This window comes from Magnetospirillum sp. UT-4 (genome assembly GCF_902729435.1).
Lineage (GTDB): Bacteria > Pseudomonadota > Alphaproteobacteria > Rhodospirillales > Magnetospirillaceae > Magnetospirillum.
The window spans coordinates 1-21,820 of record NZ_CACVCG010000071.1 but is presented as its reverse complement, the minus strand read 5'-3'; the positions used below and the strand labels follow the sequence as shown (position 1 = coordinate 21,820).

General features: G+C 69.9%; 21 protein-coding genes. 6 read left to right on the top strand and 15 right to left on the bottom strand.

All coding sequences use genetic code 11. The annotated features are described in order from the left end of the window. Positions 1-72: 72 nt before the first annotated feature. Positions 73-516: a nuclear transport factor 2 family protein gene (locus tag MTBUT4_RS11300; protein ID WP_173979801.1), complete on the bottom strand. Its 444-nt coding sequence runs from the start codon at positions 514-516 to the stop codon at positions 73-75. 169 nt (positions 517-685) lie between these two features. On the opposite strand from MTBUT4_RS11300, the gene MTBUT4_RS11295 reads away from it, so the two are divergent. Next, positions 686-850: a hypothetical protein gene (locus tag MTBUT4_RS11295; protein WP_173979800.1), complete on the top strand. Its 165-nt coding sequence runs from the start codon at positions 686-688 to the stop codon at positions 848-850. A 3-nt stretch (positions 851-853) separates the two neighbouring features. Here the strand turns inward: MTBUT4_RS11295 and MTBUT4_RS11290 are convergent, their stop codons facing one another. Next, entirely contained in the window at positions 854-1,408 is a 555-nt protein-coding gene (locus tag MTBUT4_RS11290) for a GNAT family N-acetyltransferase (protein ID WP_173979799.1), read from the bottom strand. Positions 1,409-1,550: 142 nt separating this feature from the next. Further along, positions 1,551-4,439, bottom strand: coding sequence for a hypothetical protein (locus MTBUT4_RS11285; RefSeq protein ID WP_173979798.1), 2,889 nt, complete (start codon positions 4,437-4,439; stop codon positions 1,551-1,553). Positions 4,440-4,757: 318 nt separating this feature from the next. Here MTBUT4_RS11285 and MTBUT4_RS11280 point away from each other — a divergent pair, with 318 nt between their 5' ends. After that, entirely contained in the window at positions 4,758-5,585 is an 828-nt protein-coding gene (locus MTBUT4_RS11280; RefSeq protein ID WP_173979797.1) for an RMD1 family protein, read from the top strand. 33 nt (positions 5,586-5,618) lie between these two features. On the opposite strand, the gene MTBUT4_RS11275 is transcribed toward MTBUT4_RS11280, so the two are convergent. After that, a complete protein-coding gene (locus MTBUT4_RS11275; protein WP_173979796.1) occupies positions 5,619-6,743 on the bottom strand; it encodes a nicotinate phosphoribosyltransferase in 1,125 nt (374 codons plus the stop codon). Between the two features lie 76 nt (positions 6,744-6,819). After that, entirely contained in the window at positions 6,820-9,336 is a 2,517-nt protein-coding gene (locus MTBUT4_RS11270; RefSeq protein ID WP_173979795.1) for an EAL domain-containing protein, read from the bottom strand. A 249-nt stretch (positions 9,337-9,585) separates the two neighbouring features. On the opposite strand from MTBUT4_RS11270, the gene MTBUT4_RS11265 reads away from it, so the two are divergent. Further along, positions 9,586-10,062: a hypothetical protein gene (locus MTBUT4_RS11265; protein ID WP_173979794.1), complete on the top strand. Its 477-nt coding sequence runs from the start codon at positions 9,586-9,588 to the stop codon at positions 10,060-10,062. Between the two features lie 47 nt (positions 10,063-10,109). On the opposite strand, the gene MTBUT4_RS11260 is transcribed toward MTBUT4_RS11265, so the two are convergent. Continuing rightward, positions 10,110-10,301, bottom strand: coding sequence for a hypothetical protein (locus tag MTBUT4_RS11260; RefSeq protein WP_173979793.1), 192 nt, complete (start codon positions 10,299-10,301; stop codon positions 10,110-10,112). A 141-nt stretch (positions 10,302-10,442) separates the two neighbouring features. Between MTBUT4_RS11260 and MTBUT4_RS11255 the strand changes: the two genes are divergently transcribed. After that, positions 10,443-11,237: an Hpt domain-containing protein gene (locus MTBUT4_RS11255; RefSeq protein WP_173979792.1), complete on the top strand. Its 795-nt coding sequence runs from the start codon at positions 10,443-10,445 to the stop codon at positions 11,235-11,237. Between the two features lie 241 nt (positions 11,238-11,478). On the opposite strand, the gene MTBUT4_RS11250 is transcribed toward MTBUT4_RS11255, so the two are convergent. From MTBUT4_RS11250 to MTBUT4_RS11225, 6 genes are all read right to left on the bottom strand, one after another. Beyond that, positions 11,479-11,976, bottom strand: coding sequence for a universal stress protein (locus tag MTBUT4_RS11250; RefSeq protein WP_173979791.1), 498 nt, complete (start codon positions 11,974-11,976; stop codon positions 11,479-11,481). Further along, positions 11,976-13,778 (bottom strand): SulP family inorganic anion transporter, encoded by a 1,803-nt coding sequence (locus MTBUT4_RS11245; protein WP_173979790.1) that lies wholly within the window; start codon positions 13,776-13,778, stop codon positions 11,976-11,978. Before MTBUT4_RS11245 ends, MTBUT4_RS11250 begins: the two co-directional genes overlap by 1 nt. Positions 13,779-13,974: 196 nt before the next feature. Next, on the bottom strand, positions 13,975-14,580 hold the full coding sequence (locus tag MTBUT4_RS11240) for a response regulator transcription factor (protein WP_173979789.1): 606 nt from the start codon (positions 14,578-14,580) through the stop codon (positions 13,975-13,977). Next, positions 14,573-16,180: a sensor histidine kinase gene (locus MTBUT4_RS11235; RefSeq protein ID WP_173979788.1), complete on the bottom strand. Its 1,608-nt coding sequence runs from the start codon at positions 16,178-16,180 to the stop codon at positions 14,573-14,575. The genes MTBUT4_RS11240 and MTBUT4_RS11235 overlap by 8 nt, the downstream gene beginning before the upstream one ends. A 211-nt stretch (positions 16,181-16,391) precedes the next feature. Continuing rightward, positions 16,392-17,780, bottom strand: coding sequence for a HAMP domain-containing sensor histidine kinase (locus MTBUT4_RS11230; RefSeq protein WP_254434832.1), 1,389 nt, complete (start codon positions 17,778-17,780; stop codon positions 16,392-16,394). Further along, positions 17,767-18,444: a response regulator transcription factor gene (locus MTBUT4_RS11225; RefSeq protein ID WP_173979787.1), complete on the bottom strand. Its 678-nt coding sequence runs from the start codon at positions 18,442-18,444 to the stop codon at positions 17,767-17,769. The genes MTBUT4_RS11230 and MTBUT4_RS11225 overlap by 14 nt, the downstream gene beginning before the upstream one ends. A gap of 416 nt (positions 18,445-18,860) precedes the next feature. Here MTBUT4_RS11225 and MTBUT4_RS11220 point away from each other — a divergent pair, with 416 nt between their 5' ends. Together MTBUT4_RS11220 and MTBUT4_RS11215 are read left to right on the top strand one after the other, a co-directional pair. Further along, positions 18,861-19,772, top strand: a complete 912-nt coding sequence (locus tag MTBUT4_RS11220; RefSeq protein ID WP_173979786.1) for a J domain-containing protein — start codon at positions 18,861-18,863, stop codon at positions 19,770-19,772. 91 nt (positions 19,773-19,863) lie between these two features. Then, on the top strand, positions 19,864-20,505 hold the full coding sequence (locus tag MTBUT4_RS11215; protein WP_173979785.1) for a hypothetical protein: 642 nt from the start codon (positions 19,864-19,866) through the stop codon (positions 20,503-20,505). Here MTBUT4_RS11215 and MTBUT4_RS11210 read toward each other — a convergent pair. Genes MTBUT4_RS11210 through MTBUT4_RS11200 form a run of 3 tightly spaced genes read right to left on the bottom strand, consistent with a single transcriptional unit; the run spans position 20,502 to position 21,323 of the window. Then, on the bottom strand, positions 20,502-20,918 hold the full coding sequence (locus tag MTBUT4_RS11210; RefSeq protein WP_173979784.1) for a bacteriohemerythrin: 417 nt from the start codon (positions 20,916-20,918) through the stop codon (positions 20,502-20,504). The two genes, MTBUT4_RS11215 and MTBUT4_RS11210, sit on opposite strands and share 4 nt — an antisense overlap. 56 nt (positions 20,919-20,974) lie before the next feature. After that, positions 20,975-21,133 carry a hypothetical protein gene (locus MTBUT4_RS11205; protein ID WP_173979783.1) on the bottom strand — a complete coding sequence of 53 codons (159 nt, stop codon included), beginning with the start codon at positions 21,131-21,133 and terminating at the stop codon, positions 20,975-20,977. A 4-nt stretch (positions 21,134-21,137) separates the two neighbouring features. Beyond that, the gene (locus tag MTBUT4_RS11200; RefSeq protein WP_173979782.1) at positions 21,138-21,323 is read right to left on the bottom strand and encodes a bacterioferritin-associated ferredoxin; all 186 of its coding nucleotides are present in this window, start codon (positions 21,321-21,323) and stop codon (positions 21,138-21,140) included. Between the last annotated feature and the right edge of the window lie 497 nt (positions 21,324-21,820).

Sequence of the window (21,820 nt, the reverse complement as noted above, 5' to 3'; positions counted from 1 at the left end):
CCGCACCCTGTTAGAGGCGGATTCAGCTATCAGGTTGGATCGCCTCGCGATTCAACCTGATAGCATCCGGCTCTAACCCCACCCCGACACCCGGCGCTTGACCAGGCGGACCACCGCCCGCAGCACCGGGATCTTCTCGTAGACCTGCTCGCCGGCGTCCCAGTGCTCCACATATTCGACGGCGCGGCCGGCCGGGTCGAAGCGGATCTCGGTGATGCCGTCGCAGATCCACGGATGGCCGCGGGCGATGGTCTTGGGGCGGCAGGTGAAGTGCCAGCGCAGGAAGCAGGTGTCGCCGTCGCAGGCGCAGTGGGTGAAGCTGTAGCGGGGATCGTCGACGTCCTCGAACATGCCGTGGAACACCCGCCGCACCTGGACCAGGCCGCGGGCATCGACGAAGGGGTCGTGGTAGTGGATGTCGGGGGCGGCGAGGCGGTCCAGGCCCTCGTCGATGCCGGCCGGCGTGATGCCCAGCAGGAAGTCGCACCAGGCACGACAGCGGCGGTCCTCACCCATGGAGCAGCCCCCGGCAGTCAATCTCCCCTGTCAGGTTGGGTGCCCCCCGACCGCATCCAATTGCCCTATCCCGTCCGGACCCGTCCCCCTACGTCCGAAGCGGAATGTCCGGCCGGCACCCCTTCGGGTACCGTCATCCGGTCGCCGTCACCACCCAGGGGAGGAGCCGATGGAAAGACCGGATACCGCCGGAATCGCTGCCGCCGCACTGGCCCTGGTGCTGTGCGCGGCAACCTGGCTGCTCGCCCCGGCGCCAGCCGGGGCCGGCCTCGACCGCTGGCTGGAGCGACTGTCCGATCCCGCCGCCGGCATCCAGATCGCCCAGGGGCGGTGAATCCTACCGGACCCCGGGCACCAGCAGGCCACGGCAGGTGCGCACCACCTCGGCCATGTCTTGCATGACCACGTGCAGGCCGATGGCCACCTCGTCCGAGACGGTGAGGAAGTCGGGCGGCAGCAGCGGCAGATAGGCCTCGGCGGTGCCGCAATCGCGGTGGACGGTCATGCCCAGCTTGCGCGCCAGCGCCACCATGGCGGTGTTGTCGGACTGGCACAGGGTGTAGGCCCTGAGGACGAAGCGGTTGCGCGCCCAGCGCACGGCGCGGGCCATCAGATCGGCACCCAGGCCGCGGCTGCGGGCGGTGGGATCGACGCTGACCCCCAACTCTGCGATCTCGCCGGCGATGGCGATGTGCACCGCCCCCAGCATGGACTCACCGTCGAAGGCGGCCAGAATCAGGTCGTCGGCCCCGATGCCGGCGACGTAGCGGTCGATCCATTGGTCCGAGACCTGGGCGGCGGCGAAGCGAAAGCGCCTGTCGGCGTCCGGCAGGCGCTTGAGATGGTCGGCGTACAGGGGCCGTTCATGGAAACCGAGCTTGCGGATCAGCATGGGTCGTGCCCTCCAATCCTGCCCGCGGCCGGAGCGGCCGCTGATGCTGCAGTGCAGCATCAGATCATGGCGATTGCTGAAAATGCAAGAAGGGCGCCCGCTGGGGCGCCCTTCCCGGCCATCCGGCGCAGCGCCGGAGGGCCTATTCCAGCCGCCCCAGCGCGCGGGCCAGCACCAGATACAGCTTGCCCACCTCGGACGAGGTGAAGGTGCCGGTCAGCACGTCGGCGTAGTCCGACTGGCGGGCCTGGTTCAGAAGGGACTCGAACTCGGTCAGGTAGCGGGCGACGTATTCGCGGAATTCGCCGTCGTCCTCGAACTTGTTCTTGATCGCCACCACCTGGTGCTTGTCCAGGTTCTTGAGGATCTTGCGGACGAAGACGCTCTGGTCGCCGGCGTGGAACTCGCGCCATGCCTTCTCGTCGATGTTGGCCGAGAAGATGCGGCCGATATCCACCGACAGCGACTGCAGCTTCTCGACGATGAAGGCGGCCGCCTGCAGGAAGTGCTCGACCGAGGCCTGGGCGCGACGATCCTCGATCATCTCGGCGCGGGACTCGGCCAGCTTCGAGGCGCTGACCAGTTCATCGATCTGGCGGCCGAAGGTGGCGGCCAGGTTCTCGGCCTGCTGCGACAGCCGTTCGCCGGTGACGCCCAGATCGTTGGACTTCTGGCGGATCATTTCGAACGAGCTTTCCAGCTTGGCGCCGGTCCGCTCGGTGGATTCCTGCAGGTCCTGGGCCTGGCGGCGCAGGCCGTCGCCGGCGTTGCGCACGCTGGTGGTGATGCGCTCCGAGGCCTGGGTGAGGTCGCGGATGCCGGCCCGCAGCATGTCGCCGGCGGCGGTGACCTGGGCGGCGGTCTTGTTGGAGGTTTCCTCGAAATCGCGGACGATCTGGCGCAGCGCGTCGCCGGCGGTCTGCGAGTTGTGGAACACCCGCTGGGCGGCGTCGCCGACATCGGCGGCGTGCTTGTTGATGGCCTGGCCGAAGGCCTTGAGCACCTCGGAGGAATCATCGGCCACCCGCGACAGCGAGCCGGCATTGTCCTTCAGGGTCTCGCCCACCTCGCTGACCGCACTCTGGGTCTGGTCGGCGGTGGACACCAGCTGCTCGGTCTGCTTCCGCAGTGCGTCGGTGGCGCCGCGGATGCGGCCGGCCACCTGCTCGGTGATGGAGGCCATCTGCTCGCTGCGCTTCTCCAGGATGTCCGACACCCCGGCGGTGTCGGCCACCGCCTTGGTGGCGGCCAGCCCGACTTCGCTGGTGCGCTGGCGCAGGCCCTCGCCCACCGCCTCCAGCTCGATGCCGACGCGGCTGGACATGGCGATCAGGTCGTTGGTGTTCTGGCGCAGGGTGTCGGCGATGGTCTTGACCTTGGCCATCACCTGGTCCGAGGTCGACACCAGGTGGCGCGACTGCTGGTTCAGCGAGGCTTCCGACAGGCGCGACTGGGTCGAGACCACGTTGGCGGCGTCGGCCAGTTCGTCGGCCTGCTTGCGCAGGGTCTGGCGGATGGTTTCGGCCTGGCCGGCGGCGCGCTCGGCCCCCTTGCCCAGATCCTCGATGTGCAGGCGCAGGGTCTCGGACACCTCGCGGGCGCGGGCCTGCATCTGGTCCGAGGCGGCGGACAGGGCGCGGGATTCACCCTGGAAGGCATCGGCCACTTCGCGCACCCGGGCGGTGGCGCGGTCGGCGGCGGCGTCGACATCGTCGCGCCGCTGGGCGAACACCTCGCCCACCTCGCCCATCTGGGCGGCGGCTTCGTCGGCGGACGTCCTGAGATTGTCGGCGTGGCGGCCCAGCACCTCCTCGATCTCGCGGAAGCGGGTCATGGCCTGGTCGGAGGCGGCCGAAACCTCGCGCGACTGCACCGACAGGGCTTCCTCGACGATCTTGATGCGCGACAGCACGCGGTCGGTGATCTGGTCCAGCCCGGTCGCCTGCTGCTGCAGCGACGAGCTGATGCGGCCGGTCTGCTCGGCCAGGCGCACGGCGGCGCCGTCCAGGTCGGCGTTCTGGCGGCTGAACAGGGATTCGAGCGCCTCGATGCGCTGCGACAGGGTGGTGGAGACGCTTTCGGCGCGGCCGGCGGCGGTATCCGAGGTCTCCATCAGGCGGCCGGCCTGGGTGGCGAACAGGGTACCGACGTGCTCGGCGCGCTCGACGGCATGGCCGGAAACGCGGTCCAGCGCCTCGGCATGCTTCTGCACCTGCTCCGACATGGCGCTGGCGCGCTCGGCGGCACGGGACGAGGTCTGCTCGATGGATTCGATGTTCTCGCGCATCACCTCGCCGAACTGCTGCACCTTGACGGCGGCGCTGTCGGTGACGGTGGTGAGGTCGGCGCTCTGCAGCCTGAGCAGGTGCTCCACCTCGCGCGCCCGGGCGGTGGCGGCGTCGGCGGCGTGGTTGAGGCGTTCCACCTCGACCCGCAGGGCCTCGACCGATTCGCGGGTCTCGCCGCCGATGCGGCCGACCAGTCCGCTCATGGCCTCGACCTGGGCGGCCAGCTTGGCACGCACCGTCTCGCCATCGGCGACCGCGCGGGCCGAGGCCTCGTTCAACTCGCGGGCCTGGACCCGGAGCGAGTCGGCGACCGCCTTGACCCGGCTTTCGGCGCCCTCGGCGGGATAGGTCAGGCGGGCGAGATGGGCCGTCAGCTCGGCGGCGGCATCGCGCATGGCGCGGCCGCGGTCGAGCCAGGCCAGCACCACCCACAGGAAGGCGATGGGAGCGAAGGCGGCGCCGACGATGCCGCCCAGCTCCTGCGGCTGCAGCCCCAGCAGGTTCTCCCAGCCGATGCTGGAACTGACGTAGGTGCCGCAGAAGGCCAGCCAGGCCGCGGTCAGGATGCCGCCGGCGAGGTTGAGCCCGCGGGCGCCCCCCGCCGCCTTGGCCTCGGGCACCGCGAAGACCGGCGCACGCGGCGCAGTCAGCTCCATCCCGGCCGACGCCCTGGCGTCACCGTCCGCACCGCCGTCCTGCATCTGCGTCTCCGCCTCGCCTCGCGTCATCGTGGTATCGCCCATGACCGCCCCGTGAATTTTTGCACGCCAGTCTTTGCCGCAACGCAGCAAGGACTGTCGCCTCCCCCCGCTCTCGAAGGGAATGATTGAGGGAAACTGCCCGATTCCGCAGCGTCACGCCACAAGGACTTGGAATCCCTGCGAGAGGATGCCCGTCCCGCCCACAAAAATCAATCGTTTGGCCGCTCGACCAAGAGACCGCCAAGATATTGTATGGCAGCCCCCTATTCCACGCCTTTTGTAGGGAAAACACCCGAGCCACCCACCACTTTCGCCGGGGCGCTTGATTTTCCCCGGCCGAAAGGCAACCATCGCGCCATCATGACCAGCGAACCCATTCCCGAATCTTCGAGCGGCGACCTGTCCGGCCGCAGATCCATCATGGTCCGTGCCTTCCTGCTGGGAGAGCGCCTGGACACCCGCGGCTACGAGCAGAAGCAGGCGCTGGCCACCACCCCGCTGACCCTGCGCATGGGCCGCAAGGGTTATGCGGTGCTGCTGCGCTACGGCGTCACCGTGCTGTTCGACATCTCCGCCGAGGAGGAGGCCCACTTCCTCGCCGACCTTGCCCGCCTGCTCACCGACCCGCTGCCTCAGCCGCTGCGGGAGGAAGCCCACATCGACATCATCCCGGGCAGCAACGAGCACGTGGACCCCGACGGCACCATCGTGCTGTCCGAGCTTTCGCCCGAGCGCATGCAGATCGTCGCCGACGTGCTGGCCAAGGACCTGATGCTGGAATTCTTCGAGGTCAGGGCCGGCAACGTCTTCGACCGCGTCGAACCGCTGGCGGCGCGGCTGAAGAACCGCGGCCAGCGCGACTTCCGCATCAAGGACCTGCTGTCGCAGATCGGCGACGTGCTGCTGACCCAGCACCGCATGGTCGGCCGCGCCGAGGTGCTGGAGAAGCCCGAGGCGCTGTGGAACGTGCCCGAGCTGGAGGGACTGTTCGGCCGCCTCGAGCGCGAATACGAAATCCGCGAGCGCTCGCGCGCCCTCGACCACAAACTCGAAGTCATCGGCAATACCGCCGAGACCCTGCTCGATCTGGTCCACACCAGCCGCTCGCTGCGGGTCGAGTGGTACATCGTGCTGCTGATCGTGTTCGAGATTCTGCTGACGCTGTCGGAGAAGGTGTTCGGGTTGTGAACACCCCTCCCCTTATCGGGGAGGGCGACCAGTCTATTCCAGCGCCGCCCACAGGAACTCGCGTCCCACCTTGACCCGGCGTTCGCCGCCATAGGAGACGATGTCGGCGGTGGCGTAGGTCTCGCTCCAGGTCTCGGGCAGGAACGAGCCGGTGCCGATCAGGTCCAGCGGCGCCCGGGCATAGGCCATCACCTTGCACTTGGCCGGGCCGAAGCCCGAAGAGCCGATGATGCGGACCCGCTCGAAACCGGCGCGGTCGAGCTGTTCGCGCATGTGCCAGATGGCGGCGGCCGAGACGCCGGGGCCGATCAGGTGCTTCAGTTCGCTCTCGGAGCGGTAGCCGCGGATCGCCTTGGGCACGTGGCGCTCCAGCGCGGCGTAGGATTCCTGCGGCCCCAGCCCCTCCAGGTAGCGCCCGCCATGGGTGTCGAGGCGGATGGCGATGCGCCCGCCCTCTGCCAGATCGGGGAAGCGCCGGCACACCGCCAGGCTGTCGCTCACCTCGGCACCGAAGAAGTCGGGCAGGATGACGAGGTCGTCCTCGGGCCACATCTCGTGGAACATCTCGGCGGCGCGCAAGGTGCTGCCGGCATAGCCGATCAGGGCGTGCGGCATGGTGCCGCGGCCGCCCTCGGTGCCGAAATGGGGCGCCGCCACGTCGGTCGAGGTGCCGACGAACCCGCGCGCCCCCACCGCCTTCCTGGCCGCCTCGGACCCCACCGCGGCGCCGTAGGCCATCAGCTCGTGCATCTCGGCCCCGGCACAGTGGCGGGCGTCCATGGCGAGGAAGCCCACATGCGGCAGGTCGACGCACATCTGGTAGGCGTTGTAGGCGGCGACGCAGGGGCCGCCCAGCTTCTGCAGCAGCACCGTCTCGCACTCGGCGAGGTGGCGGAACGAGCCGGTGATCAGCAGGATCGGCTCGCCGGCACCGACCCAGGCGCCCTCGGCGAAGCGGGCCTTGACCGCCACCGTCTGGCCGCGCTCGGCCTGCACCGCCTTCAGCCAGTCCACCGCCAGCCGCCAGGCCGCCACCACCGGGCGGCGCAGGAACACCGCATAGGTGACCTCCACATCGCCGTAACGCCCGACGATTTCGGCGGTGCGGCGGAAATAATGGTCGGTCAGGCGCGGCAGATCGGCGGCCGAAGGTGTCATGGCAGGGCTCGCTTCCAGGGATAATGCCTAGAATGCGGGCATGGCCGAGCGAGTGTCAACGAATTGGGCAGACACCCTACCCCACCGCGCCGGGCAGCAGGTTGCGGTCGAACAGGCTCACCATGTTCTCGGCCGAGACCGGGCGGCTGATCAGGTAGCCCTGGACCTCGTCGCAGCCGCACGAGCGCAGGAAGTCCGCCTGCTCCGCCGTCTCCACGCCCTCGGCGATGCAGCGCATCTTGAGATTGTGGGCGAGGTTGATGATGGTCGACACGATGGTGGCGGCGTCGGCGTCCTCGGTGATGTCCTTGACGAACGAGCGGTCGATCTTCAACGAATCGATGGGCATCCGCTTCAGATAGGACAGCGACGAATAGCCGGTACCGAAATCGTCGATGGAGACGTGCACCCCCATGTCGCGCAGCCGCGTCAGCACTCCGGCGACGTCGTCGACCCGCTGCATCAGCAGGGTCTCGGTCAGTTCCAGCTCCAGGTGCTGGGGCGCCAGCCCGGTCTCCTTCAGCGCCCGCTCCACCAGATGGGGGACGTCGTCCTCGCGGAATTGCAGCGCCGAGACGTTGACGGCGATGCGCACCGGCGGCAGGCCGAGGTCGTGCCAGGCCCGGCACTGGCGGCAGGCGGCCTCCAGCACCCAGGCGCCGATCTCGGAGATCAGGCCCATGTTCTCGGCCAGCGGAATGAATTCGGCCGGCGAGACGATGCCCATTTCGGGGTGGCGCCAGCGCACCAGCGCCTCGACCCCCGACATCTTGCCCGAGCCGAGATCGACCTTGACCTGGTAGGCCAGGGCGAATTCGTTGCGGGCCAGGGCGTGGCGCAGCGCCGATTCCATGGCCAGGCGCTCGAACGAGCGGGCGTTCATGGCCGGGGTGTAGAGCTGGTAGCTGTTGCGCCCCATGTCCTTGGCCCGGTACATGGCGGTGTCGGCGTTCTTGACCAGCGATTCGGCCTCGGTGCCGTCCTCGGGGTAGATGGCGATGCCGATCGACGCGGTGACGTAAAGCTCGTGCTCGTCCACCTGGAACGGCTGCTTGACGTTGACGATGACCCGCTCGGCCAACTTGGCGGCGTCCTCGAGGTGCTCGAGTTCCTGCATCAGCACCACGAACTCGTCGCCGCCCAGGCGGGCCAGGGTGTCGCCCTCGCGGATGCACTGGCCGATCCGCTTCGCCATTTCCACCAGCACCTGGTCGCCGACGCCGTGGCCCAGGGTGTCGTTGATGCGCTTGAACAGGTCGAGGTCGAGGAACATGATCGCCAGCCGCGCGCCATGGCGGTGGCAGTTGGCGATGGCCAGTTGCAGGCGATCGACGAACAGGCGGCGGTTGGGCAGCCCGGTGAGCACGTCGAAATAGGCCAGGTTCTTGATCCGCTCCTCGGTCTTCTTGCGTTCGGTGATGTCGCTGAAGACGGCGGCGTACTGGGTGACCCGGCCGGTCTCGTCGGTGATGGCGTTGATGGTCAGCCACTCGGGATAGACCTCGCCGTCCTTGCGCTGGTTCCAGATCTCGCCCTGCCAGACCCCGGCGGTGTTGAGGGTCTCCCACATGGCGGCATAGAAGTCGCGGTCGTGGCGTCCCGACTTGAGGATGGCCGGGCTTTTGCCCTCGACTTCCTCGAAGGTGTAGCCGGTCAGCTGGGTGAAGGCGGGGTTGATGAACTCGATGCGCAAATCGGGGCTGCAGATCATCACCCCGTCCAGCGACGCCTCGATCACCCTGCGCGCCAGGTGCAGGTCCTTGCGCGAGCGGATCAGCGCCTCGTCGCGTTCCTTCAGCGCCTCGTTGAGGCGCTGGACGTATTCGTACTGCAGCGTCGCCAGGATGTCCGAAAACGACAGCAGGCCCTTGACCGCGCCGTCGTCGCCGACCACCCCGAGATGGCGGATTCGCCTTTCCTCCAGGATGGTGCGGGCCGACAGCAGGCTCTCGTCCTCGTGCATGGTCACCAGCGGGCGGCTGGCGACGGCGCCGACATTGACCGGCGGCCGACCGGCGGCGGCGACGATGCGCACGATGTCGCGCTCGGTGATGATCCCCATGGGCTCGCCGTCGCCGTACTCGACCACCGCGGCGTCGGAGCGGGCGGCGCGCAGGATCGCCATGGCGCCGTTCAGGCACGACCCGGCGGGCACCCGCACCAGGGCGCGGGCCAGCGCCGACTGGACGTTGCGCAGGACCAGGAAATGTTCGACGCCGTGGCGCAGGATGACGTCGGTCTGGCTGACCACGCCGATGGAGGTCCCGGCCGCGTCGACGACCACGAAATGGCGCACCCCTTCCATCTGGAAGCGCACTCCGGCCTCGGCCAGGGTGGTGTCGGCGGCCAGGGTCTTGACCGGCCGGCTCATGATCTCGGCCACCGGGCGGCGGTACTGGGCGGAATCCTCGAGGTCCACCTTCAGCGCGTCGCGCTCGGTCCAGATGCCGATCGGGCGGCCGTCCTCGATCACCACGATCGAGCTGCAGCCGCGCTCGGCCATCAGGCGTGCCGCCTCGGCCACCGGCGTGGCGGGATGGCATTGCAGGATGTCCTTGCGGACGATGCGTTCGACCGTGGTCTCGGGTGCCAAGGCTTACTTCCGCACAGGCTGAACCATCCACAGTCTGACCTCGACCCGGCCCGGTGGCAATAGCCGCCTGGTATCCCCCGTTCGCCGGATGCGCGATGACACGCCCCCGCCGAACCTTTCCCGGCGCGCGCGTGTTGTTGGGATGTGGCCCCAGGTGCACCGCCCCCCCGGACATGCGGGGAGTTTCGGCTTCACCGGACGAATGGCCCGCAACCCGAGCAACTCGCGAGATCGAGACCGGAGGACCCCATGCACCACCAAGACCTCGACCGGATCCGGGGGGTGAAAAGCCTGGACCCGATGTTCGAACGCAAACTGACCCGCACGGAACGGCTGACCCGCTGGGCCGACCTGCTCGATGCCCAGGCGGCGCGCCCGTTGCGCGCCCTCGAGGACGTCGAGTACGTCAGCCCGGCGGTGCGGCGCGACCTGCGCAAGGACGAATCGCCGCTGGCGGTGGCGTTCGCCGACCCGCTGCTGCGCACCGACGGCCTGCCCAGCGACCGCCTCGGCGACGCCATGGCGTATTTCGGGCTGACCGAGCGCCAGGCCCACTGGCTGCTGTGCGACTGCCATTACGGCGGCCGCATGACCGCCTCGGAAGTGGCGGCGCGGGTTCGCGACGAGGCCCGTCCGCTCTACGACGTGCTCCGGCCGCAATTGCTGGCGTCGCTGTCCGGCGCCGGCGTCCTGGCCGCCGCTTTGGCCACCGTCGCGTTCCTGTAGGGACTTGGGAGGGACCCCGGCCGCGGCGGCCGGGGTCCCTGTCCCCCTCAGGCGCCGCCGATGCCGGCGACGACCACGCCGGTGCCCTCGCAATCGGGGCAGGGCGCGCCGTCCGCCTTGCCGCTGCCGCCGCAGGTCGGGCACAGCGCCTCGCCGGTGCCCGGCGTTCCCTCCCAGGCGGTGTCGCCGGGCTTGAACTCTTTCTGTCCGGGCGCGCGGTGGTCTTCGGGGTGAGCCATGGCGTTTCTCCTCGGTTGATCCGCATTAATCAACACCGCCCTGCCGCACTCATGTTCCCGCCGGCCGCAAAGAAGTGGAGCAGATGCGTCCTTCCTTGCTAGACTGTCGTCCTGCACCGGGGGGTGAAAGGGCAGCCAGTGATGAACGACGCCGGCAGTGGCGGCAGCAGCCGCGCCGTGACCGACCTATCCGAGGACCTCCGCCGCGAGTTCATCGACGAGGCCGCCGAGGTTCTGCATGGCCTGGACGTGGTCCTGGATTCCGGCCGCCACGGCCGCACGCCGCAGCCCGAGCTGATCGTCGCCTTCCGCCGCGCCGCGGTGAACCTGCGCGGCCAGGCGGCCAATCACGGCCTGCGCGCCCTGGCCACCGTGGCACGGCGGCTGGACGAGTACCTCGCCCAGGCCCACGAACCGCTGCCGCCGCGCGCCTGGGACGACCTGCAGGCCTTTCTCGACCTCATGCTGTCGCTGGTCGAGGGGCGCCAGCCCGCCGACGGCGATCCCTCGGGCCTGGTCCGCGCGCTTCCCGTCAAGCTCGGCTTCGACCTGGGCGACATCGAGGTGCGCAACGTCGAGGTCATGCTGGTGATGCCCCACGGCGCCCAGACCCGCTTCGTCGAGCGCGAGATGCAGCAATGCGGCTACCGGGTGTCGGTGATCTCGGACACCATCGACGCCTTCGCCCAGGTGGTGCAGATCAAGCCCGACCTGATCATCGTCTCGGCGCTGATGCCGCACCTGGACGGCATCGACCTGGCCATCGGCCTGGCCTCCATGCCGGCCACCCGCAACATCCCCATCGCCGTCATCACCTCGCTGGGCGACGGCGACGACCGCCTGGCGCTGCTGCCGCGCAAGGTCCCGGTGGTGCACAAGGGCCCCAGCTTCGGCGACGACCTGTTCAAGGCGCTGGACGATCTGTTCCTGATCTAGGGTCCGTGCCGGACCCGCTCAGGCGCCGGGCGGGTGTGTCGCAATTCCGTCAAGGCTGGAACTGCTTTGACAGGCTGCGGAAATACTCGGTTTGCCACCCTCTGACCCGTCACCCCCGCGAAGGCGGGGGTCCATGTTGGGGCAATGCGGAGAGCTTGCCGCAATATATAGTGCGCTGAGGCATGGATTCCCGCCTGCGCGGGAATGACGGAAGAAAAATGGGGGGTTTTTCCGCACCCTGTCAACGCGGCCAGTGCGGCAGCGGTGAGAGCCAGGCCATCCGCGCCAGGTCGCGCAGGCGGCGGCTGCCGATGCCCCCGGTCTCGACCGCCAGGGCGTCGCATTCCCAGCCCTGCAGCCTGACCACCCCGCCGGCGGCGAGATCGCCGAAGCGGGCGTTATCGACCACCACCAGGTCAGGCTGCCACGACCGCGCCAGCTCGCCCAGGCCCCGCTCGGGGCCGCCGAACGCCACCAGCGAGGCGGCGTCGGGAATGCCGATGCGGCCGGCCAGCGCCGTGATCTGGCGCGAGACCACCACCTTCAGGCGCTGTTCCAGTTCCTGCGGCGTCAGCACCGAGAAGTCGTCGCATCCCCATTCGGTGGCCCAGTCCACCACGTGGCCGAGGGCGAGGCGGGCGCCGGCATGGCGCACCTCCCCGGCCGCCGCCCTGGCGACGGCGAGGCCGACGCGGTCCAGCGACACCAGGGCCAGGATGCGGCGATAGTCGGGATGCATCAGGCGGCTCCCTTGACCGATTCGGCGACGTCCGGTTCGATGCGGCCGAAGCGCCCACACTCGACGAAGACCCGCCGCCCGCACGACCGGCAATAGACGTGATCCAGTTGGGCATAGATCGCCCGCAGGGCCTGGGTCTTGGACTGGAAGATATGCTCGCGGCCGATTTCCTCCAGGTACCCCCCCCGTTCGAGCTGGGCCAGCACCCCTTCCTTGATACGGATGAAATAAAGGCCGCCGCCCTTGGCGCGGTGGCGCCGCGCCTCCTGCGCCAGGGCTTCGGCACCGGCGACGTCGATGAAGTTCACCCCCGACATCACGATGGCCAGGTGGTGCTGCCCGGGATTCTCCTCCTCGAAGCGGCGCAGGGTCTCCTGCAGATAGGCGACGGCGCCGAAGAACAGCGAGCCGTCGATGCGGATCAGGCGCAGCTGCGGGCATTCCGGCAGCGCCGCATCGGTGGTGAACTTGCGCGTCGGGCTTTCCGGATCGGGCACCCGGATCAGGATGCCCGGCCGCGAGGTGCGATTCAGGTACAGCAGCAGCGACAGCAGCACGCCGGTCAGGATCGCCACCCCCAGCTCCACCGTCAGGGTGGCGAGGAAGGTCACCACCATCACCGCCGTCTCGGAGCGGCTGGTCTTGAAGATCTGGGCGATGTGGTGCTTGTCGATCAGGCCGTAGGCGACCAGGAACAGCACCCCGGCCATGGCGGCGTTGGGCATGTAGGCGGCCAGCGGGGCCACCACCAGCACGATCACCATCAGCGCGGCGCCGGCCACCACCGCCGCCAGTGGCGTCTTCGCCCCGGCGTCGTAGTTCAGCCCCGAGCGGTTGAACGAGCCGGTGGCGACGTAGCCCGAGAAGAAGCTGCCGGCGATGTTGGACAGCCCCTGGCCGATGAATTCCTGGTTGCCGCTGATGTGCTGGCCGCTGCGCACCGCCAGGGCGCGCGAGATGGACAGCGCCTCGGTCAGGGCGAACATGGTCACCGCCAGGGCGGTGGGGGCGAGCTCGCGCCACACCGAGGGATCGAAGCTGGGCGCCGACAGCGGCGGCAGGCTGCTGGGCAGCGCCCCGACCACCGGGATATGGGCGCCGCCATAGGCGTTGAGCAGGGTCGAGGCGACGCTGCCGGCCAGGATGGCGGCGATCATGTAGGGAAAGCGCGGGGCGAAGCGGCGCACCAGGATGCCGGTCGCCAGGGTGAGCGCCCCCACCGCGGCGATCTCGGGGCCGATATCGGCCAGATGGGTGAAGAGGTAGGCGAAGATCTCGTGGAAATGCGAGCCGCGCGGAATCGGCAGGCCGAAGAAGTTCTTCACCTGGTTGGCGGCGATCAGCACGCCGGCGCCGGCGGTGAAGCCGATCACCACCGAATGCGAGATGAAGTTGACGATGGAGCCCAGCCGGAACAGCCCCATGGTCAGCTGCAGCAGGCCGACCATGATGGCCAGGGTCAGCGCCAGGGTGACGTAATGGGACGAGCCCGGCTCGGCCAGCGCCGACAGCGACGAGAACAGCACGATGGAGGCGGCGGTGGTCGGCCCCGACACCAGATGCCACGAGGACCCGAACAGGGCGGCGATGATGGCCGGGATCATGCCGGCGTAAAGGCCGTATTCCGGCGGCATGCCGGCGATGGTGGCGAAGGCCACGCCCTGGGGCAGCACCACCACGGCGCCGGTCAGCCCGGCCGACAGGTCGGCGCCCAGGGTCTTGCGGGTGACCATGGGCAGCCAGGTCAGGAACGGAAACACCTTCGGCAGCCAGGATGGGCCGACAGCGACGGGCGATGACATCGAACCTCCGAACAATCCCCGGATGGGATAAGATTGTTCTAATATGAGGCTTGCACCGCCGCGCCTGCCATTGGGAAAGATACGTAGCCCCGTGTTCTTTTGGTGTTCTCTCTAAAGGGAAACCCCCTCCCCTGCCGCAGGCGGCCCCCCTCAACTCGTCAAGCCCGGCGATGACGAGACAGGGCCGTGTTGCCGCCTACCCTTCCCCGTACAGGCACGCCATGCGCACCAGATCGGCCAGGGTGCGGGCTCCGGTCTTTTCCATGATGTGGGCGCGGTGGACCTCGACGGTGCGGGGGCTGATGCCCAGGCGGTCGGCCACCACCTTGTTGGGATGGCCGGCCACCAGCAGCAGCATCACCTCGTGCTCGCGCTCGCTCAACGAGGCCAACCGGGCCGCCGTGCCGCCGCCGCCGGGGCGGCCGACCGCCTCGGCCGGCGTGGCCAGCGCGGTGCGGATGGCGGCCAGCAGCATCTCGTCGCGGAAGGGCTTCTCGATGAAGTCGATGGCGCCGGCCTTCAGCGCCGCCACCGCCATGGGCACGTCGGCATGGGCGGTGATGATCACCACCGGCAGGGTCAGGCCGCGCAGGTGCAGCTCCTTCTGCAACTCGATGCCGGTCATGCCGGGCATGCGCACGTCGGCGACGATGCAGCCCTTCCAGCCGGGCTGCACCGCCTTGAGGAAGTCCAGCGCCGAACCCCAGGTGCGGCAGGGATAGCCGGCGACGTCCAGCAGCAGGGCCAGGGATTCGCGGACGTCCTCGGAATCGTCGATGACATGGACGGGGGTATCAGGCATCGGCCATCTCTCCGGCGGCGGCGACGGGCAGGGTGAAGCGGAACACGGCGCCGCCCTGGGGCAGGGTCTCGGCCCACAGCCGGCCGTCATGGGCTTCCAGGATCGACTTGCTGATGGACAGGCCGAGGCCCATGCCGGCGGCGCGGGTGGTGACGAAGGGCTCGAACAGCTTGGCCAGCACCTCGGGCGGCAGGCCGGGGCCGTTATCGGCCACCGCCAGCTCCACCCAGCCGTCGCCGGCCCGGCCCGACACCGCCACCGTCCCGGCCGGGGTGCCGGCCCCGGCCAGCGCCTGCACCGCGTTGCGGATCAGGTTGACCAGCACCTGAACGATCTGGGTCTTGTCGGCCATCACCGGCGGCAGCGCCGACAATCCGGCGGCGTTCAGCGCGATGCCGGACGCGTTGGCCTCGGCCGAGACCAGGCGGAGCGCGTCATCGACCACCTCGCGGACGCGGTTGCGGGCCAGCCGCAGCTCGCCCTTGCGCATGAAATCACGCAAGCCGTGGATGATGTCGCCGACCCGCTCGATCTGATCGACGCTCTTGGACATGGCGCGGCCGGCGCGCTCGAGGTCGGGCCCCGGCGCGGCGATCAGGCGCTGCGCCGCCTGGGTGTAGTTCATGGCGGCGGTGAGCGGCTGGTTGAGCTCGTGGGCCAGCGCCGAGGCCATCTCCCAGCCGACGTTGAGGCGCTGGAAATGGGCCAGCTCGGTCTGGCGCTCCAGCATGCGGGCGTCGGCCTGGCGGCGTTCGCTGGCCATGGCGCCCAGCAGCAGGCTGGTCACCGCCAGCACCGCCAGGCGGATCTGCAGCTCGACGATGGCGTGGTCGGCATGGCCGGACAGCCGGTCGGTGACCACCGGCGCCAGCTGCACCGCCGCCAGGGCCAGCGCCGTGCCGGCCTGGCCGTGGCGGGTGGCGATCCAGGCCAGCGGCAGGAACAGCAGGTAGAAGAAATGGACCTCCTCGTTGACGAAGCGGCCGAACACCTCCCACGCGATGATCGACAGCGCCGCCACCTGCAGCAGCGTCTCCACCGACGGCCGTCCCAGGTCGCGCAGCCATTGCCGCGGCGTGCCGGAAACCAGGAACAGCGGCGCCACCAGCAGGACGGCGACCAGATGGGCGAGCAGCAGATGGGCGCCGGTGGCGGCGACCTGCCAGGGCGGCGCGGCGATGGCGGCGCCGCGCATCACGGCGACCATGGCGGCGGCGGCCAGGGCGGCGGCGAACAGGCGCAGCACCGTGCGCGGCAGGCCGATATCGGGCCGCTCGCGCCGCCGCCGGCGCAGGATGGCGGCGGCGGCGGCGCAGGCGGCGGCCTCGGCCGCCACGCGGACCACCAGGGCATCCGCCTCGGCGCCGCCCCAGCCGGCCAGCAGCGGCGCCGCCGCCGCCACCGGCAGCCAGGCGAAGCCATACCGCGCCACCAACCCGAAGCTGACGGCGAAGCCGGCGTTCCACGGCTCCAGCAGCGAGCCGTCCAGACTGTGCCCGAGCGCCGCCCACTCGGCGGCGGCATAGAGCGCCAGCGCGCCGGCGGCGGCCAGGAGGCGGCGCGGCCAGGGACCGGCACGGAGGGCGGGGAAAGCAGCCATGCCCCATGGTAGGGGCCGGAGCATCGGAAGGGAAGCGGGCCGACTGGCTGTCCCGCCGTACCTTAACTCCATTCGGGCCTCACCCTGAGGAGCCGCGACAGCGGCGTCTCGAAGGGCCAGGCCCGTCGCACGGTCTTGGCCCGCCTCGTGCTTCGAGACGGCCCCCTGCGGGTGCCTCCTCAGCATGAGGCTGCTCCAAGCAAAGCTGAATCTAACCCACCGCCGGGAGCCGCATCCGTACCCGCAGGCCGGGGGCGTTGTCCTCGAGGCTGAGGCGGGCGCCGTGCAGCCGCGCCACCGCCTTGACCAGCGACAGGCCGAGGCCGTTGCCCGGGGTCGAGCGGGTGGCGTCGAGGCGGACGAAGCGGTCGAGCACCCGCTCGCGCGCCGGTTCCGGCACGCCGGGGCCGGAATCGGCCACGGTGATCTCGACTTCGGCCCCGACCCGGGCCACCGTCACCGCCACCGTGCCGCCGTCCGGGGTGTACTTGACGGCGTTGTCCACCAGATTGGCCAGCGCCTGCACCAGCAGGTGGCGGTCGGCAGCCACCTTGAGGCCGGGATCGGCGTGGCAGGCGATGGCGATCCCCTTCTCCTCGGCCAGCGGCTCGTAGAGCTCGACCACGTCGGCGGCCAGGCGCCCCGGGTCCACCGGCTCGAAGGCATGCAGACGCTGTCCCGATTCGGCGCTGCCGATGGCCAGCAGGGCGCTGAAGGTGGCCAGCAGCTCGTCGGCCTCGGCCACCGTCTCCTCCAGGGTGCGGCGCAGGGTGGCGGCATCGTGCTCGCCCAGCAGCACCATGTCGATGCGCGAGCGCAGGCGGTTCAGCGGCGTGCGCAGGTCGTGGGCGACGTTGTCGGTGACCGCCCGCATGCCCTCCACCAGCCGCTCGATCTCGTCCATCATCTCGTTGAAGCCGGCGGCCAGGCGGTCGAACTCGTCGCCGGTGCCCGACAGGTTCATGCGGCTTTTCATGTCGCCGCCGAAGATGCGCCGCGCGGTGCGGCTCATGGCCTCGACCCGGTTGAGCAGGTGGCGGCTGGTGAAGTAGCCGCCGGCGATGCCCAGCAGGATGGTCAGCGCCAGGCCCCAGCCCAGCGCCCGGTTGATGGCCGACTTGACCCGGCGGGCGTCGTGCAGCGAGCGGCCGACCAGCAGCCGGTAGCCGTCCGGCAGGTCGTAGGCGCGGCCCAGCACCGGGGTGGCCAGACGCGCTTCGCCCAGGTGCTCGACGGGAAAACGCATCCAGCCGGCGGCGTCGGGCTCGTCCAGCGGCCAGCCGTAGAGGTTGCCGGCGACGCGGCCGCCATCGGGGGCGGTGAGCAGGTAGACGGTGCGGCGTTCCTGGTCCTGGCCGGCGCGGCCGCCGATGACCTCGGCCAGGCCCTGGATGCCGCGTTCGCGGTACTGTTCCGACAGGCCGGTGGCCTCGGCCTCGACGGTTTCCTGCACCTGCCACTCGATGAACACCGAGGTCGACCACGACACCAGCGCCAGCAGAGCCATGGCCGAGACGGTGAAGATGCCGAGATAGGACAGCGCCAGCCGGAAGGTGGTGGCCCGCAGCAGCGGCGGCAGCGAGACCTTAGCGGGCCGCACGGAGCGAATACCCGGCGCCGCGCACGGTCTGGATCAGCTGCTGCTCGAAATCCTTGTCCACCTTCTGGCGCAGCCGGCTGATATGGACGTCGATGAGGTTGGTCTGGGGGTCGAAATGGTATTCCCAGACGTTCTCCAGCAGCATGGTGCGGGTCACCACCTGGCCGGCATGGCGCATCAGGTATTCCAGCAGGCGGAATTCGCGCGGCTGCAGGTCGATCTCGCGCCCGGCGCGCCGCACGCTGCGGCCCAGCAGGTCCATCTCGAGATCCTCGACCTTGAGGCGGGTCTCGGGCTGGCCGGCCTGGCCGCGCCGGCCCAGGGCCTCGATGCGGGCCAGCAGCTCGGCGAAGGCGTAGGGCTTGACCAGATAGTCGTCGCCACCGGCCTTGAGACCGCGCACCCGGTCATCGACCTTGCCCAGGGCCGAGAGGATCAGCACCGGCGTGGCGTTGCCCGACGACCGCAGCGCCTGGATGATGGCCAGCCCGTCCAGCCCCGGCAGCATGCGATCGACGATCATGGAATCGTAGCGCTCGGAGGTGGCCAGGAACAAACCGTCGGTGCCGTTGCCGGCATGGTCGACGGTGTGGCCGGCTTCCCTCAGGCCCTTGGCCAGATAGGCGGCGGCCTCGAGATCGTCCTCGATGAGCAGAATGCGCATGGGGGCATACATACTCCGCGCGTTCTCCAATGGAAAGCCCCCGCAGCCAGGGGGGGACTGCGGGGGCCGCTTCCGATGAGCCGGCCGGGGGGATAGCCGGTTTCTAGACATTGGAGCCCCCCGGGGGAGGAGGGGCTTCCGGTCGGCGGTGGAGTTCGTCCGCCGGGGCAGGGGAAGCGGCGGGGAGCGCTTAATTCCGCCGGGCTCTTCCCTCGCCCTGTTGTTGGTGATCATGCCGTCGCCGACCTTACCGCCACATGTCGGGCGGATTAAGGTTTGGTAATCTCGCGCTGCGGGCGGGAGCGCGGCCGGGGGTGGCTTGACGGGTCGGCGGCGCCCCCTAAATCCATAATGCCGGGGTGCCATTCCGGGCCCCGGGGCGCGTGCCGCAGGGCGGGCGCGGAGGAACCGGGACCATGCGAAACCCCTACGACATCCTGGGCGTCGCCAAGACCGCCGGCGAAGACGACATCCGCAAGGCCTTCCGCAAGCTGGCCAAGCAGAGCCACCCCGACCTGCATCCCGGCGATGCCGGTGCCGAGGCGCGGTTCCGCGAGCTCAACGGCGCCTATGACCTGCTGTCCGACCCGGTCCGGCGGGCACGCTTCGACCGCGGCGAGATCGACGGCGAGGGCCGCGAGACCTTCACCCAGGCCCATGCCCAGGCCCAGGCCGGCCCCGGCGGGTTCGGCGCCGGCTTCGAGCGCTTCCGCACCGGCGGCAGCGGCGGCGCCTACCACTTCTCGTTCGGCGGCGACTCGGCCGAGGAGGTGTTCTCGCACCTGTTCGGTGAAAACGTGTCCGCCCGCCGGGCCGCCGGGCGCGGGCGCGACCTGCGCCACGCGCTCACCGTCCCCTTCGCCGACGCCGCCCTGGGCGCAAGACGGCGCCTGACCCTGGCCGACGGCCGCTCGCTCGACGTCACCATCCCGGCCGGCCTCAAGGACGGCCAGACCCTGCGCCTGAAGGGCCAGGGCGAGCCCGGTCCGGGCGGCGCCGGCGACCTGCTGCTGGAGGTGGGGGTGGAGCCGCACCGGCTGTTCCGCCGGGTCGGCGACGACCTCCACCTCGACCTGCCGGTGACCCTGCCCGAGGCGGTGGAGGGCGCCAGGGTGCGCGCCCCGACGCTGACCGGCGCGGTCACCCTGACCGTTCCCCCCGGCTCCAACACCGGCACGGTGCTGCGCCTGAGGGGCAAGGGCATCAAGGGCGCCGACCTTTACGTGACGCTGAAGGTGGTGCTGCCCGAGCGCATCGACGACGACCTGGCCGCCTTCGTGGCGCGCTGGGGTCGCGACCATCCCTACGACCCGCGCGCCGGCCTGTGAGGGCAACGGCATGACCCGCCTGGACGCCGCCGCAACCTGGCGGAACCGGTGCTGGTGGTGGCCGCACCGATGAGGCTATGATCCCCCGGCCATGCGCCTGCTCGTCCTTGCCCTGCTGCTGATCCTCGCCCCCGGTGCCGCCGTCCGCGCGCAATCGTGCCGCGGCGCCGACGACCTGCCCGAGCCCGGGCCGGCGGCGGCCGAGATGGTGCCCTACCAGTTCCACCGCACCGCCGATCGCGGTCTCGCCTGCGTGCTGCCGCCTGAGGACGGCGCGGCGATGGCCGCCGGCCGGCGGGCGGTGACTTTCCTGCCCTGCCTGAAGGTAGGCGCCGTGGCCATCGCCGACACCAGAAGGACGGTTGAGGCGCTGCTGGGCGAACCGGTCGCGGCGGTGCCTGTGGACGACCACACCGAGACCCGATCCTATTTCATCGCCCAGCGCGGCGAGCCCCGGCCCCACTACACCATCACCTACCGCGACGGCGTGGCGGTGGCGGTGCAGTTGGTGGGACCGCCGACCGAGATGCCGGCCACCTTCGCCGGCCTCGCCCTCGGCGACCCGGCGCAGCGGGTGCTGGATGTGCTCGGCCGGCCGGCCCGACGCTGCCGCTTCCGCCCCGATGGCGGCGAGACCTGGGTGTGGCCGCCCTTCCCCATCGGAGTCGATGTCGAGAACGGTTTCGTGGTCGGCCTCAAGGCGACCTGGCCGGCCGGACGGCCGACGCCCTAACCCTTCTGGTAGCCGGTGGCCTCGATGTGGGACTTGAAGTAGACGTCGGCGCGCAGGATGTCGGCCACCAGGAAATCGATCAGCTTGCCATAGCATTCGCCGGCCTGGTCGTACAGCAGCCGCTCGCTGCAATACGACCGCGTTCCCCGCGCCCGCTCCAGCAGCTCGGCATGCTGGCGGGCGTGCAGCTCCGCCTGGGGATAGCGGGAGGCGCGCAGATGCACCTCCTCGCGTTCGAAATGGGCGGCGCAATTGGCGATGAAGGTGTCGAACAACGCCTCGCAATCGGCGTAGTCGCTGCGGTCGATGGCATCGGCGATGCGGTTCGACAGCTCGATCAGCATGCGGTGGTCGGAATCGATGTCGTCGATGCCAAGGGCGAAGCTGGGAAGAAAGGCGAGGCGTTTCAGCATGGTCGAGGACAATCGGCTACCCTGCCCGGCAGGATAGCCTCTCCCCGCCCGCCGGCTCAACCCTCTTGTCGGCCAGGTCGCGCCGTGGGGCGAGCGCCGGGCTTGGCGGCGGCCGGCCGCGCCGGCTTGGCATGGCGGGCGGCGGCGCGGCGGCGGGCAAGGCGCATGATCAGCCGCGCCACATCGTCCGCCTTCAGGCCTTTCCACAGGAACATGCCGTCACCCCCCCGCCTGGCACAAGGTGGCGCCGCACGGGTCCGCGGTCTCGCGGATGGTGTTGACGCAGATGCCGCAGCGCGGCTCGGCCCCGGCCTCGCGGAAGACGTCGGCGGTGCGGCAGCCACCCTTCCGGGCCACCGCCTTGACGTCGCGGCACCGGATCCCATGACAGATGCAGACGTACATTCCGCCCTCGCGACTTGGTTCGACTCATATACGTTAGCACGAGCTGCAAATGAGAGGCAATCGCAAAACTCGCCCCGCCCGGCTTGGCCCCCATTTGCCCCCTGCGGGCGCCGAACGGGCGGCGGGCCTTACCTCTGGGTAGGCGATGCATACTTGCGGGAGAGGGGCGCGAGCGCCAGCGAGCCGGGGTGAGGGCGGCGCGCGCCGGCGCGCCTAGAGTATCCGGATGCTATCAGGTTGAATCCGCCTCTATATCAATAAATTAGAGTGCGATTCAGACATTAGGTCGGCGCACCCCGTGCGCCGACCTAATGCCATCGCGCTCTAACAGGGTGCGGAAAACCCCCCCTTTTTCTTCCGTCATTCCCGCGCAGGCGGGAATCCATGCCTCAGCGCACTATATATTGCGGCAAGCTCTCCGCATTGCCCCAACATGGACCCCCGCCTTCGCGGGGGTGACGGGTCAGAGGGTGGCAAACCGAGTTTTTCCGCACCCT

Coding starts and splice junctions, on each gene's coding strand:
- MTBUT4_RS11300 (WP_173979801.1), bottom strand. CDS start 516: ATGGGTGAGGACCGCCGCTGTCGTGCCTGGTGCGACTTCCTGCTGGGC.
- MTBUT4_RS11295 (WP_173979800.1), top strand. CDS start 686: ATGGAAAGACCGGATACCGCCGGAATCGCTGCCGCCGCACTGGCCCTG.
- MTBUT4_RS11290 (WP_173979799.1), bottom strand. CDS start 1,408: ATGCTGATCCGCAAGCTCGGTTTCCATGAACGGCCCCTGTACGCCGAC.
- MTBUT4_RS11285 (WP_173979798.1), bottom strand. CDS start 4,439: ATGGGCGATACCACGATGACGCGAGGCGAGGCGGAGACGCAGATGCAG.
- MTBUT4_RS11280 (WP_173979797.1), top strand. CDS start 4,758: ATGACCAGCGAACCCATTCCCGAATCTTCGAGCGGCGACCTGTCCGGC.
- MTBUT4_RS11275 (WP_173979796.1), bottom strand. CDS start 6,743: ATGACACCTTCGGCCGCCGATCTGCCGCGCCTGACCGACCATTATTTC.
- MTBUT4_RS11265 (WP_173979794.1), top strand. CDS start 9,586: ATGCACCACCAAGACCTCGACCGGATCCGGGGGGTGAAAAGCCTGGAC.
- MTBUT4_RS11260 (WP_173979793.1), bottom strand. CDS start 10,301: ATGGCTCACCCCGAAGACCACCGCGCGCCCGGACAGAAAGAGTTCAAG.
- MTBUT4_RS11255 (WP_173979792.1), top strand. CDS start 10,443: ATGAACGACGCCGGCAGTGGCGGCAGCAGCCGCGCCGTGACCGACCTA.
- MTBUT4_RS11250 (WP_173979791.1), bottom strand. CDS start 11,976: ATGCATCCCGACTATCGCCGCATCCTGGCCCTGGTGTCGCTGGACCGC.
- MTBUT4_RS11245 (WP_173979790.1), bottom strand. CDS start 13,778: ATGTCATCGCCCGTCGCTGTCGGCCCATCCTGGCTGCCGAAGGTGTTT.
- MTBUT4_RS11240 (WP_173979789.1), bottom strand. CDS start 14,580: ATGCCTGATACCCCCGTCCATGTCATCGACGATTCCGAGGACGTCCGC.
- MTBUT4_RS11235 (WP_173979788.1), bottom strand. CDS start 16,180: ATGGCTGCTTTCCCCGCCCTCCGTGCCGGTCCCTGGCCGCGCCGCCTC.
- MTBUT4_RS11225 (WP_173979787.1), bottom strand. CDS start 18,444: ATGCGCATTCTGCTCATCGAGGACGATCTCGAGGCCGCCGCCTATCTG.
- MTBUT4_RS11220 (WP_173979786.1), top strand. CDS start 18,861: ATGCGAAACCCCTACGACATCCTGGGCGTCGCCAAGACCGCCGGCGAA.
- MTBUT4_RS11215 (WP_173979785.1), top strand. CDS start 19,864: ATGCGCCTGCTCGTCCTTGCCCTGCTGCTGATCCTCGCCCCCGGTGCC.
- MTBUT4_RS11210 (WP_173979784.1), bottom strand. CDS start 20,918: ATGCTGAAACGCCTCGCCTTTCTTCCCAGCTTCGCCCTTGGCATCGAC.
- MTBUT4_RS11205 (WP_173979783.1), bottom strand. CDS start 21,133: ATGTTCCTGTGGAAAGGCCTGAAGGCGGACGATGTGGCGCGGCTGATC.
- MTBUT4_RS11200 (WP_173979782.1), bottom strand. CDS start 21,323: ATGTACGTCTGCATCTGTCATGGGATCCGGTGCCGCGACGTCAAGGCG.